We start from the raw sequence: 13,231 nt of genomic DNA, 5'->3' as shown, positions 1-13,231 counted from the left end.
AGAGTTGCCGATATGTTTAAGCAATACCTGCAAGTGACCAAACCAGGAATTATATTCGGAAACTTGATTTCTGTGATCGGTGGTTTTTTATTGGCTTCAAAAGGGTCAATTGATTACCCACTGTTCGTTGCGACTTTGCTGGGTGTATCACTGGTCGTGGCTTCTGGTTGTGTTTTTAACAACTACATCGACCGTGATATCGACCGTATCATGGAGAGAACGAAGAATCGCCCTTTAGTTAAAGGGTTGATTGATCCGAAAGTTAGCCTGATTTACGCTGCTGCATTGGGTATTGCTGGTATGGTGCTGCTACTTGTAGCAGCCAATGCGCTGGCAATGCTGCTTGCAGTTATCGGTTTCATTGTTTATGTAGGTGTTTATAGCCTATATATGAAACGTAAATCCGTTTATGGCACGCTGATTGGCAGCCTTTCAGGCGCAGCACCACCGGTTATCGGTTACTGCGCTGTTACAAATGAATTCGATATGGGTGCTCTTATCCTGTTATTGATATTCAGTTTGTGGCAGATGCCTCATTCTTATGCCATTGCTATCTTCCGTTTTAAGGATTACAAAGCCGCAAACATTCCTGTGTTACCGGTTATTAAAGGAATTTCCGTCGCGAAGACGCACATTTTCCTGTATATCCTAGCGTTTATGGTCGCAACATTAATGTTAGCTATCAGCGGATACGCGGGCTATAAGTACCTCATCGTAGGTGCAGCAGTCAGCTTATGGTGGCTAGGTATGGCAATTTCGGGTTTCAAAACCGAAAATGACGACCGAGTCTGGGCAAGAAAACTATTCATCTTCTCAATCGTAGCAATTACTTCATTGAGTGTAATGATGTCAGTTGATCCTATAGTCTCAAGCGATACTGTTATAGCTCTCGTCAGATAACTTATCTGTTTACTGATGATAACAATGTCTAAACGGCGGGCCTTCCCCGCCGTTTTTATTTGTCTCTAACTGCTTTTACAACTCACTTTTACTTATTCTGCCTATCCTTATGAATCTATTTTATGGTTAAATAGCCGCTTACCATTGATAAGCTAGATATTAAATGCACTATTAAAATTCTAATAGATTGATACTAAAAATATAACACCACAACGTACTGCATATTTGTTCAAGTTGTTGTATTTACTAATATGTGACCTAAGTAGCAGAGAGAAGCCAACACCGCTACAGCACGAAATATGAAGAATAAAAATGAATGATAACAAAATGACATCCGCAGAGCTTAGATCCACTTGGGGATTAGGCTCTGTTTTCTCCTTGCGAATGCTTGGAATGTTTATGGTATTACCTATTTTGACCAGCTATGGGATGCATTTACAGGGAGCTAACGAGTTCTTAGTAGGTGTCGCTATTGGTATCTACGGTCTTAGCCAAGCTATTTTCCAAATCCCTTTTGGTTTGATGTCAGACAAAATCGGAAGAAAGCCTTTAATTATTATTGGGTTAGTCATTTTTATTATCGGAAGTATCGTTGCAGCATTAAGCGATTCTATTTGGGGAATTATTATTGGGCGTGCTTTACAAGGCGCCGGAGCAATTTCTGCTGCTGTTATGGCGCTACTCTCTGACCTAACTCGAGAGCAAAATCGGACTAAAGCCATGGCATTTTTGGGTATTAGTTTCGGTTTAACTTTTGCCATTGCCCTAGTTCTTGGCCCAATACTCACCAACGTGGTGGGGTTAAGTGGCCTATTTTGGGGAATTGCACTACTTGCAGCTGGTGCTATTGCAGTGACTGTTTTTATTGTTCCTAGTACCAATACTCATGTTCTAAACCGTGAGTCTGCATTTGTGCAAAGTAATTTAAAAACGGTTTTAATGCACCCTCAGCTACTCAAATTAAATATAGGTATCCTCAGCTTACATACCCTACTGATGTCCAGTTTTGTGGCTCTACCTCTTATTATGACTGATTCTGGTTTTTTAGCGAAAGACCATTGGAAAGCCTATTTAGTCACGATGTTAATCGCCTTTGTTACCGTACTTCCTTTCATAATTTATGCGGAAAAATACCGCAAAATGAAGCAGGTCTTCTTATTTTGTATTGTCGTTTTGGCATTGGCTGAAATTACCTTATGGTTTTCTGGTAATCACTTATGGGTGATTTTCTTAGGTATCCAACTATTTTTTATTGCTTTCAATATTATGGAAGCCATTTTACCGTCACTCATAAGCAAAGAGGCACCTGCTGGCTATAAAGGAACTGCCATGGGCGTATACTCCACCAGCCAGTTTTTAGGTGTTGCCATTGGCGGTATTGTCGGTGGGTGGTTGTACAGCTTTGAAGGTGCTAATACGGTTTTTATTGGCGGACTAATATTAACCATTATCTGGTTTATCATTAGCTTAACTATGCAGCAACCTCCGTATGTCAGCAGTATTCGTATTGAATTACCCAATCATATTGGAGATACAAGGGCTCTTGAGAAGAAATTACAAGCCCAGAAAGGGGTGATGGAAGCACTCGTCGTTGACGAAGAATATAGTGCTTATGTTAAAGTTGATAGAAAAATCATCAATCGAGAACAACTTGAAGCATTAATAAATCAGTAAAAATTAGCCCGCTAGCGCGGGCTTTAAACGAATACTTGAAAAATAACTAGTCGCGGAAGTTATTAAACTGAAAAGGTTGGCCTAAGTTCCCGCCACGTACTAATGCCATAACCGATTGTAAATCATCACGGGCTTTGCCTGTCACACGCACTTGGTCACCTTGAACTTGTGCTTGGACTTTCAATTTACTGTCTTTAATTAATTTAACGATTTTTTTGGCAATTGCAGCATCAATACCTTGTTTGAACGTAACTTCAACGCTATAGGTTTTTCCACTATGAATGATATCTTCAGGCACATTCAATACCGCACCATCAATACCACGTTTTGCCATTTTTTCTCTTAAAATATCAACTAACTGAAGTACCTGGAAATCCGATTCACTAGTGATTTTAACTGATTCATTTTTGTCATTGAGCTCAAAACTGGCTTCAACATTTTTAAAATCCCAACGGCTGGTTAACTCACGCTGCGCATTCTCCACCGCATTACGTACTTCATTCATTTCCACTTCAGATACAATGTCAAATGATGGCATAGCTAGAACCTCGCTGATAATTTTTAGATTGTGCGCATGATAACGTTTTTACTCACATTACTTCAAGTTATCGGAGCCTATGATATTTCGTTAACTACAACTTCGTATGGTAAAAGGTTATACTGGTGATAAATCACTTCCGCCTTACCTTATAAGACGTTAAAGTCCCATATTCAAAGGGGAAACAATGAAAATAACTCTAATTGGTTGTGGTGCGATAGGTAAACTGTGGCTTGCTTCACTTGCAATACAAGGGCATGACATACAAGGTTGGCTACGTGTTGCACAGTCTGATTTATTCGTCGATGTTAATGAACCTGATGGACGTACTTTCCGAGAACTGATTCCTTCTAATAATATTAACCACTTACAAACCAGTGAATTAATCATTGTCTGTTTAAAAGCATGGCAAGTTTCTGATGCTTTATTACCTTTGATTAATACTATCCCAGAAAATACGCCTATTTTATTACTGCATAATGGCATGGGAACGGTTGAAGAGCTGACGCCTTTACGCCATCCTATCTTAGCGGGCGTCACAACCCATGCGGCTTGGCAAGAAAATAACCAAGTATTTCATGTCGCAAATGGGATCACACATATTGGCGCTATCAATTCCCAAGCACAAGCATACTACCCAATAGCAGATATCTTGCATGAAGCCTTACCTGATGTGGCTTGGCATAATAATATTTTAACCACTTGCTGGCGTAAATTGATTGTAAACTGTGTCATTAACCCACTAACAGTAGAACATGACTGTAAAAATGGTGAATTAATCCAACATTCTGCACAAATATCTCGGATCATTGATGAAATATGTCATGTTATGGCGGCAGAAGGGCTGCATACGGATAAAGCAGAGCTAACAGAGTATATTTACGGCATTATTAATAATACCGCTGATAACTATTCTTCTATGTTACAAGATATACGAAACAATCGCCGTACAGAGATTGATTACATCACTGGCTTTTTAATCAAACAAGCACGAGCTCATGGGATCAGTACACCTGAAAACGATCGCCTTTACCATTTAGTCAAAAATAGAGAACAACAATATGACGACATCCGTTCTAATCTGCATCGCTCATGGTAGTGAAGAAATTGAATTTACCATTACTGCTGATTTATTAGTTAGAGCAGGTATTGATGTGACTTTAGCGAGCGTGACGGAAGATGGTTCTTTAACCATTACCGCTTCACGAGGGCTAAAAATTAGTGCCGATACCCCATTGATTAAAGTTGCTGATGAACCTTTTGATGCCATTGTACTGCCTGGTGGTATGACTGGAGCGGAAACATTTCGTGATAGCCCACTGGTTGTGGAAAAAGTTCGCCGAATGCATCTTGATGGTAAAATTGTGGCGGCTATTTGTGCGGCGCCAGCGCTTGTACTTGAATATCACCAATTGTTTCCGCTAGGTAATATGACTGGTTTTCCATCAATGAAAGATAAAATTCCAGCCCATAAATGGGTCGATCGCCGAGTCTACTTTGATGAACGCGTTAATTTATTAACAAGTCAAGGGCCCGCAACGTCCTTTGATTTTGCCTTAAAATTGATTGAGTTATTGGTCGGGCGCGAAATTGCAGGCCAAGTTGCAGCCCAATTAGTTTTACCTAATGGTATTAATGATTATTTAGAGGATTAACGGAAAAATCCGCTATTAACAACGAATGATTAAAATCATTTAATCGTTTGAATAATAAAGGATTAAAATAAAAACCCTCAACAAAAAACCTTTGTTTATCACCATTTTTTGCTATGATTGTCGCGGGTGCTTGGATCATTTTAGTTCAAGCATTTGTGAGAGCCAAAAAGACGAAAGCCCCGAATTTAGATGTTAATCTTAATCCGAGGCAGTTTCCAAATCTCAACAATTTGATTCTGTCTCCTTTTAGAAAAGGAGTCAAGAGGAATGGCCAAAATTGCCCTTCTGGGGCTAGTTACCGTGTGCCTTACGGTGTTGTGTTTTTCGTTATTGATGCAAGAAAGGCTGTGCTCTTTCAGTATCAGTAGCGGAAACACACTGGTTCAAGCTACGTTATCTTGCGATAACTAGTCTTGTGGGGGAAACTTTCCCCCACATTTCTCTTTAGTGATGATTTGGTGGTACAAGCACCCTGTTATTCTTCTACACGCTTTTTCATTGCTATCTCAGCTAAATCAACAATCATATTAATACCAATGATTATCAAAATATCTTAATTACATGAATTTAAACAATTTATTATCGAGATTTAGCTGTAATTAGATTTGTTTATCGCCATTTTTTGCTATGATTGTCGCGGGTGCTTGGATCAGTTTGGTTCAAGCATTTGCCAGAGCCAAAAAGACGAAAGCCCCGAATTTAGATGTTAATCTTAATCCGAGGCAGTCTCCAACTCACACAACTGGATTCTGTCTCCTTTTAGAAAAGGAGTCAAGAGGAATGGCCAAAATTGCCCTTCTAGGGCTAGTTACCGTGTGTCTTACGGTGTTGTGTTTTTCGTTATTGATGCAAGAAAGGCTGTGCTCTTTCAGTATCAGTAGCGGAAGCACGCTGGTTCAAGCTACGTTATCTTGCGATAACTAGTCTTGTGGGGGAAATTCCCCACATTTCTCTCTGATTGTGAATTGGTGATACAAGCACCCTGTTTTAAGCTATGGGCGATAAACCTTTATATTTTCATAACCTTGCTCTTTTAAGTATAGCGCTTGCAAGCGGCTCATTACCCCACGGTCACAATATAATAAATAGGTTTTATCTTTTGGTAAGTCACCAAATTGCGTGCTCAACTTATAGAATGGAATATGCTTAACCTCCATTCCATCGACATTCAGTGGCTTGTCTTCAAATTCATCAATTGAACGAATATCTAAAATCACTTCATTTTCAATTGAAAGCTCACTCACCATTTCAATTTCAGGAACTTTTTCAAGGCTTTCTTGTGCAATTTGTCGAATATCAATATTTTGCGCTTGCTCAACAACAGACTCTAAAATACCAAAATCAAAATTGGCTTCTTCTGCTTCAATACGCGCTTTCACCGCTTTAACGGTTGGGCTTTTTGAAATCACACCGCAATATTCGGGCATGGTTTTTGCGAAATCTTCAGTGCCAATTTGGCGAGCTAGTTTGATAATGTGTTCTTTATCATGGGAAATTAATGGCCTTAATATTAAGGTATCAGACGCATTATCAATCAAACGTAAGTTTGTTAGGGTTTGGCTGGAAACTTGACCAAGTGCTTCACCCGTGACAATCGCCTGCACGCCATAACGCTCTGCAACTTTAGATGCAGCTCTTACCATCATACGTTTGAGCACAACCCCCATTTGGCCATCATCAACTTTTTCTAAAATTTCAGCGACAACAGGCTCAAAATTTACAGCAATAAAACGGACTTTATGGGAGCTACCAAAACGGTTCCACAGATAATGTGCGATTTGCTTCACACCAATTTCATGAGCTGCGCCGCCTAAATTAAAGAAACAGTAGTGAACACGACAACCACGGCGCATCAACATATAGCTAGACACACCTGAATCAAAACCACCAGAAATGAGTGATAACACATCTTCTTGAGTCCCAATAGGGAAACCACCGATACCTTCAATACGTGCTTTAACTAAAATAAGTTTATCATCTTCGATTTCTAAGTGAATCGTGGTATCAGGGTCTTTAAGCTTAACTTTTGCAGAGGCAATGTGTTGATTTAACCCACCACCGATATACCGTTCAGCGTCGATAGATGAAAATTCATGTTTACCACGACGTTTTACCCGCACACAGAATGTTTTATTTTCTAATGATTCACCATAGGCTTCGTGTGTCATTTCGTAAATATGATGTAGACTGGTAAATGGTTTTTCTTCCACTTCGAGAATATGGTGAATACCTGGAATGCGCCCTAGCATGTCACAAATTTCGTCGTGTTTTGTTTCTCCCTTCACACGCACTTCAATGTTATCCCAATTACGGACAACCGAAATCTCTTCGCCAAGCGGTTTAAGCACGTTACGGATATTACTGGTCAAAATTTTAATAAAACGTAGCCTAACAGTTTGGCTTTTAATGGTAATTTCTGGGAATAACTTAATGATAAACTTCATAATAGCTGCATGTTCATGGTGGTTGGGGGCAAACGAATGTGCCTTAACAGAGACACATGACACGTTACCAATTGTCAATAAAGAGGCGTATTATAACACTATCTTGCGGGTTGAATCTAAAAACCCCAATAATAAATTGTAACCGTAGCAAGACTGCGTTAGTCTGCTGAATATTTAAAATCCCTCGAATTAACTGATTTCACATTAGTGGCTAAAGACTATGGCTAAAGAAAAAACTCAGCAAGTTCCGACTGTTAGTTTTGAAAACTCGCTTCAAGAGCTAGAGCAGATCGTCGCTCGCCTAGAATCTGGTGAACTTCCCTTAGAAGATGCCCTTAATGAGTTTGAACGTGGTGTTCAAATTGCTAAACAAGGTCAAAAAGTATTACAGCAAGCAGAGCAACGTGTACAAATTTTGCTAAGCGATGACGAAAATAAACCTCTAGCCGATTTTTCACCTGATACAGAATAAATTATGTCTGAACAACATTTAGATAGCTTTACGCAGCAACAAAAGCAAGCCTACGACAGAGTCAATCAATATCTATTAGATGCCTTAAATGCGCTGCCGTTTGCAGACCTCCCACTTGCTCAAGCGATGCGCTATGGCACATTATTGGGTGGAAAGCGCTTACGCCCATTTTTAACTTATGCCGTCGGTTCTATGTTTGGTGTTAGCCAAGAAAACCTTGACGCTCCAGCTGCTGCAGTCGAATGTATTCATGCTTATTCATTAATCCATGATGATTTACCTGCAATGGATGATGATGATTTGCGCCGTGGCCAACCGACTTGCCACATTAAGTATGGTGAAGGCAATGCAGTGCTTGCTGGAGATGCATTACAAACATTGGCATTCCAATTACTGTCATCTGCACCAATGCCGGATGTGACAGACAAAGACCGCATAGCGATGATTGCAGAGTTATCATACGCAAGTGGCTTAGCGGGAATGTGCGGCGGGCAAGCTCTTGATTTAGATGCAGAAGGAAAGCAAGTTGACCTTGAATCTCTTGAGCGCATTCATCAACATAAAACAGGGGCATTAATTCGTGCAGCAATCCGTCTTGGTGCTTTTGCTGCTGGTGAAAAAGGTCAAAAATTACTGCCTGTTTTAGACAAATATGCACAATCCATCGGTCTTGCCTTTCAAGTACAGGACGATATCCTTGATGTTATCGGTGATAGCGAAGTCACAGGTAAACGCCAAGGAACGGATGCCGAACATGAAAAAAGTACCTATCCATCGCTATTAGGGCTTGAAGTTGCTCAGAAAAAAGCACGTGAGCTATATCATGATGCGGTAGACGCTTTAGAGACTCTCCAGTCCCATGGATATAATATAGAAATGTTAAGCGCTTTAGCTAATTTCATTATTGAACGTAAAAGCTGACAATATGCTTTGCCTTTTGGCTACAAGAAGATCGATAATTACGGCAATTTATTACCCTAATGCATCTTCGAATCATTCCTATAACCAAAAAAATAGATGGATTACTTCTTAATCACTCGAGTTATAGGCAGACGATAAACGAAGGCAACCCAACAGCAGATAGAAGCTTTATGCTGCTAAATACTGAGAATAGTCATTTTACTGTGGCTAAGTAAGTTGGGTTTTTTATTAATTATAAGTGAGCAACTAATGAGTATTGATATCGCTAAATATCCCACGCTAGCCTTGGCAGAGACACCAGATGAGCTTCGTCTGTTGCCTAAAGAAAGTTTGCCTAAGCTTTGTGATGAACTCAGACAATTCTTGCTGAGTAGCGTGGGTCGCTCTAGCGGTCACTTTGCTTCTGGCCTCGGTGCTGTTGAACTCACCGTCGCATTACATTATGTCTATAAAACTCCATTTGATAATCTTGTTTGGGATGTCGGCCACCAAGCCTACCCACATAAGATATTAACGGGTCGCCGTGACCGTATTGATACCATCCGTCAAAAAAATGGTCTACATCCCTTTCCATGGCGCGAAGAAAGTGAATATGACATTTTAAGCGTTGGCCATTCCTCAACATCCATTAGTGCCGGTTTAGGTATGGCCATTGCTGCAGAAAAAGAGCAACAAAACCGTAAAACAGTTTGTGTGATTGGTGATGGCGCCATCACCGCTGGAATGGCATTTGAAGCAATGAATCATGCAGGGGATGCCGCACCTGACATGTTGGTTATCTTAAACGATAACGAAATGTCTATTTCAGAAAATGTTGGCGCACTAAACAATCACTTAGCTCACTTACTTTCTGGAAAGCTCTATACAACATTACGTGAAGGTGGGAAAAAAGTTTTTTCTAACATGCCACCTATCAAAGAATTATTGAAAAAGACAGAAGAACACATTAAAGGCATGGTCGTACCGGGGACCATGTTTGAAGAATTAGGTTTTAACTATATTGGCCCCGTTGACGGTCATGATGTTGTTGCCTTAGTTCAAACGTTAAAAAATATGCGTGACTTAAAAGGACCGCAGTTTTTACATATCATGACCAAGAAAGGTCGCGGTTATGAGCCGGCAGAAAAAGACCCAATTAGCTGGCATGCAGTTCCTAAATTTGACCCAAGTACATTCACTTTGCCCAAAAGCAAAGAGACCGGGCCGACATTCTCTAAAATTTTTGGTGATTGGCTGTGTGAAGAGGCTAAAGATGATGGCAAGTTGATGGCTATCACGCCAGCGATGCGTGAAGGCTCTGGTATGGTTCGGTTTTCTAAAGAATTCCCTGATCAATACTTCGATGTCGCGATTGCCGAGCAACATGCAGTCACCTTTGCCGCTGGCCTTGCTATTGGTGGCTATAAGCCTATCGTTGCTATCTATTCGACTTTCTTGCAACGTGGTTACGACCAAGTCATTCATGATGTGGCTATCCAAAAGGTGCCTGTCATGTTTGCGATCGACCGAGCCGGTATTGTGGGGGCTGATGGGCAAACTCACCAAGGTTCTTTTGATATTTCATTCCTGCGCTGTATACCAACCATGGTTATTATGGCTCCAAGTGATGAAAATGAGTGCCGCCAAATGCTACATACTGGCTACCATTATCAAGATGGTCCATGTGCGGTGCGTTACCCTCGAGGCACAGGAACAGGCGCTGAGTTACAGCCGCTATCACCGCTGCCTATTGGTAAGGGTATTGTTCGCCGCAAAGGTGAAAAAGTCGCTATCTTATGCTTTGGTACCTTATTAAGCCACGCATTGGTCGCTGCTGAGCAACTTAATGCAACTGTTGTTGATATGCGCTTTGTGAAGCCTTTAGACGAAGCGCTTATCCTTGAAATGGCCAATACTCATGATGTACTTGTCACTCTCGAAGAGAATGCCATCATGGGTGGAGCAGGTAGCGGTGTGAATGAATTCTTAATGCATGAGAAAAAAATCATTCCAACCTTAAACCTTGGCTTACCTGACTATTTTATTTCTCAAGGTACCCAAGAAGAACTTATTGCTGAACTGGGCTTAGATTCCACAGGTATTGTTAATTCTATTAATAACTACTTAGCCAAATAATTTTTATCTCTAGGAGGGCATTGCATCAACACGCAATGCCCTATTCAATCACAAAGCCAATCACTCTTATTCTCTTTCTTAATATATTAGAAAATTATTTAACTCTTTGTAATTGCTTACTCGCTAATATTCAATTAAAAAAATCACCCATGTCACATTTTTATTATATTTCAAGATCATTATAATCAAATATAAAACCAAATATAATCAGTTTATCTACAACGATATTCAGTTATTTACCTAGAATCTGAATATAAACAAAACTTTTGTCTTGAATGTAAATTTTCACAATAAAGGCATGCAAATCATTTTGAAATCCATTAATATGAAGCTTGTCACTGTATGACGGCGTAATTTAGGCTGTGAATTATATTCGACACCTATCATTATGAAATATAAGTTTTTATATTAAAATAATGATAATTAACATTAAAAACGAATATATTATTTTAACAATTTTAACCAGAAGTTAATAATTAATTATTTTGTTTTCTTAATTAACAAACCAGGAAACAAATAAACGCTATTCCAACTACAATTTGCATATAGTTTCTTTTTATTTAGCCAATTTTAATAAATAGATTTGGGAGCGCTTATGTGTGGACAATATATTAATGAACCCTTGTATTTATCTATCGCAAACTGGGTAATGAAACAAGGCCATTGGACTACAGCTAGAGAAATATCTAATCACTTTGATATTCCGCATCCTAATGCTGTCAATATTGTTTCTTATATTTTATCTGATGTTGCTGAAATTCAGTGTGAAGTAAAAATGATCCCAAATAAATTATCGGGACGAGGCTGCCAATGTCAGCGGCTTATTAAAGTTAAGAAAATTGATAACCAGCTTTATGCTCGTTTAAGAAGCCATCAAACTGAAAAAGTCACTATCGATTCCCCAATGAAAGCGGCCTCTATGCCACCAAGTGAATTAAATCGAGAGCAAAAATGGCAATGGATGCTATCAAAAGCACAACGTCGTTAAACTTATTTTTCAGTTTTATACCAATAAAAAACGCAGACTTCACCATCTGCGTTTTTTATTTTACGGCCTTTTAGTGAATCACTGGCCCTTAGGTTTTACATCTGTTGTACCAAATAATTTGGGTCGATTAACTTCAAGCTCTGTCAGCGGTTGGGTTTCCTGTAATTGTTGATGATATCGGCCTGCTAAGTCTTGATATTCTTTCGTATTTAACCGTTTCCAATGCAGTTCTTCATCAGTCACTGAGCGTAAAAAGCGCGCAGGACTTCCGACCAACATCTGACGATTTTCGCCTTGAAAACCGGCCTTAACAAAACTCATCGCAGCAACAATACTTTCCTCACCAATCACTGCGCCATCCATAACGACACTGTTCATTCCGACCAAAGCATCACGGCCAATAATGCATCCATGTAAAATAGCTCCGTGGCCTATATGCCCACATTCATGGACAATGGTTTCGACATCACTATAGCCATGCATAATGCAGCAGTCCTGAATATTTGCCCCTTTTTCTATGATCAAGCGACCATAATCCCCACGTAAAGAGGCATTCGGCCCAACGAAAACCCCTTCACCAATAATCACATCACCAATCACTACCGCTGATGGGTGAACATATGCAGTAGGATGAACAACCGGGATAACACCTTCAAAAGCGTAAAAACTCAAAATTCACCTCACTGCTAGATTAATTAGCGACCTTTCCAGTTTGGAGAACGTTTCTCAGAGAAAGCCAATGGCCCCTCTGTGGCATCTTCGGAATGAAGAACCGCAGGATAATGAGTCAGTACACCACTGCGCATTAATTTATAGCCCTCTTCGACAGTAAGCTCTCCTGTCGCGCGGAAAATTTCTTTTAGAGCAGCAACTGCTAATGGCGCACTTTGCGTAACTTGTTCTGCAAGTTCACGGGCTTTATCCATCAGACTCTCAATAGGCACTACATCGTTAGCTATTCCCCAACGTAAAGCTTCTTGTGCATCCATTCTTCTGCCAGTCATAACCATTTCATTCACGATTGGCGCAGGTAAAATTTTAGGTAAACGTAAAACCCCCCCGCTATCTGGAACAATACCGAGCTGAGCCTCAGGTAATGCAAAACTGGCATTTTCAGAACAAATTATCATATCTGCCGCTAAAGCCAGTTCAAAACCGCCACCAAATGCATATCCATTCACCGCCGCAATAACAGGTTTGTTTAAATTAAAAATTTCAGTCAAACCGGCAAAGCCACCTGGGCCAAAGTCAGCATCAGGGGCCTCACCTTCTGCCGCCGATTTTAAGTCCCAGCCTGCAGAGAAAAATCGCTCTCCTGCCCCTGTGATAATTGCAACACGCAACGAAGGATCATCGCGAAAATTAAGGAAAACCTCCCCCATTTTGAAACTGGTTTTTGCATCTATTGCATTAGCTTTAGGTCTATCGAGTATGATTTCTAAAATAGCGCCATTTCGGGTAATTTTTAATGATTCGCTCATAATATAATCCTTTCTTCGTCGTGCAGTGACGCTTCAGGTTGCA

General features: G+C 40.1%; 14 protein-coding genes. 10 read left to right on the top strand and 4 right to left on the bottom strand.

The genetic code is table 11. From position 1 onward, the window contains the following. Positions 1-12: 12 nt before the first annotated feature. Both cyoE and PR725_RS12160 read left to right on the top strand, forming a co-directional pair. On the top strand, positions 13-900 hold the full coding sequence (cyoE, locus tag PR725_RS12165) for a heme o synthase (protein WP_004914545.1): 888 nt from the start codon (positions 13-15) through the stop codon (positions 898-900). A gap of 312 nt (positions 901-1,212) precedes the next feature. Then, the gene (locus tag PR725_RS12160; RefSeq protein WP_117162855.1) at positions 1,213-2,574 is read left to right on the top strand and encodes an MFS transporter; all 1,362 of its coding nucleotides are present in this window, start codon (positions 1,213-1,215) and stop codon (positions 2,572-2,574) included. A gap of 46 nt (positions 2,575-2,620) precedes the next feature. Here the strand turns inward: PR725_RS12160 and PR725_RS12155 are convergent, their stop codons facing one another. Further along, a complete protein-coding gene (locus tag PR725_RS12155) occupies positions 2,621-3,112 on the bottom strand; it encodes a YajQ family cyclic di-GMP-binding protein (protein ID WP_109911888.1) in 492 nt (163 codons plus the stop codon). A 187-nt stretch (positions 3,113-3,299) separates the two neighbouring features. Between PR725_RS12155 and panE the strand changes: the two genes are divergently transcribed. From panE to PR725_RS12135, 4 genes are all read left to right on the top strand, one after another. After that, positions 3,300-4,211, top strand: coding sequence for a 2-dehydropantoate 2-reductase (gene panE / locus PR725_RS12150; protein ID WP_109911887.1), 912 nt, complete (start codon positions 3,300-3,302; stop codon positions 4,209-4,211). Then, positions 4,174-4,767 (top strand): protein deglycase YajL, encoded by a 594-nt coding sequence (yajL, locus tag PR725_RS12145; protein WP_004914556.1) that lies wholly within the window; start codon positions 4,174-4,176, stop codon positions 4,765-4,767. The genes panE and yajL overlap by 38 nt, the downstream gene beginning before the upstream one ends. 267 nt (positions 4,768-5,034) lie before the next feature. Continuing rightward, positions 5,035-5,178 carry a Hok/Gef family protein gene (locus tag PR725_RS12140; RefSeq protein WP_004905468.1) on the top strand — a complete coding sequence of 48 codons (144 nt, stop codon included), beginning with the start codon at positions 5,035-5,037 and terminating at the stop codon, positions 5,176-5,178. A 369-nt stretch (positions 5,179-5,547) separates the two neighbouring features. Next, positions 5,548-5,691 (top strand): Hok/Gef family protein, encoded by a 144-nt coding sequence (locus PR725_RS12135; protein WP_004914564.1) that lies wholly within the window; start codon positions 5,548-5,550, stop codon positions 5,689-5,691. Between the two features lie 68 nt (positions 5,692-5,759). Here PR725_RS12135 and thiI read toward each other — a convergent pair whose 3' ends face one another. Next, positions 5,760-7,211 (bottom strand): tRNA uracil 4-sulfurtransferase ThiI, encoded by a 1,452-nt coding sequence (thiI, locus tag PR725_RS12130; protein ID WP_004914568.1) that lies wholly within the window; start codon positions 7,209-7,211, stop codon positions 5,760-5,762. A 220-nt stretch (positions 7,212-7,431) separates the two neighbouring features. Between thiI and xseB the strand changes: the two genes are divergently transcribed. The 4 genes from xseB to caiF all read left to right on the top strand — a co-directional run bounded on the left by xseB (position 7,432) and on the right by caiF (position 11,707). Then, the gene (gene xseB, locus PR725_RS12125) at positions 7,432-7,683 is read left to right on the top strand and encodes an exodeoxyribonuclease VII small subunit (RefSeq protein WP_004914571.1); all 252 of its coding nucleotides are present in this window, start codon (positions 7,432-7,434) and stop codon (positions 7,681-7,683) included. 3 nt (positions 7,684-7,686) lie between these two features. Further along, positions 7,687-8,604, top strand: coding sequence for a (2E,6E)-farnesyl diphosphate synthase (gene ispA, locus PR725_RS12120; protein ID WP_004914574.1), 918 nt, complete (start codon positions 7,687-7,689; stop codon positions 8,602-8,604). 249 nt (positions 8,605-8,853) lie between these two features. Further along, positions 8,854-10,719: a 1-deoxy-D-xylulose-5-phosphate synthase gene (gene dxs, locus PR725_RS12115; RefSeq protein ID WP_004914577.1), complete on the top strand. Its 1,866-nt coding sequence runs from the start codon at positions 8,854-8,856 to the stop codon at positions 10,717-10,719. A gap of 595 nt (positions 10,720-11,314) precedes the next feature. Then, on the top strand, positions 11,315-11,707 hold the full coding sequence (caiF, locus tag PR725_RS12110) for a carnitine metabolism transcriptional regulator CaiF (protein WP_004914580.1): 393 nt from the start codon (positions 11,315-11,317) through the stop codon (positions 11,705-11,707). A 78-nt stretch (positions 11,708-11,785) separates the two neighbouring features. On the opposite strand, the gene caiE is transcribed toward caiF, so the two are convergent. Next, positions 11,786-12,379, bottom strand: coding sequence for a carnitine operon protein CaiE (caiE, locus tag PR725_RS12105; protein WP_109911885.1), 594 nt, complete (start codon positions 12,377-12,379; stop codon positions 11,786-11,788). Positions 12,380-12,402: 23 nt separating this feature from the next. Beyond that, positions 12,403-13,188, bottom strand: coding sequence for a crotonobetainyl-CoA hydratase (gene caiD / locus PR725_RS12100; protein WP_115166640.1), 786 nt, complete (start codon positions 13,186-13,188; stop codon positions 12,403-12,405). Between the last annotated feature and the right edge of the window lie 43 nt (positions 13,189-13,231).

It is taken from the genome of Providencia sp. PROV255, from assembly GCF_028478065.1.
GTDB classification, from domain to species: domain Bacteria; phylum Pseudomonadota; class Gammaproteobacteria; order Enterobacterales; family Enterobacteriaceae; genus Providencia; species Providencia rettgeri.
Note: the sequence above shows the minus strand (reverse complement) of the source record. Positions and strands in the feature narration are given on the sequence as shown.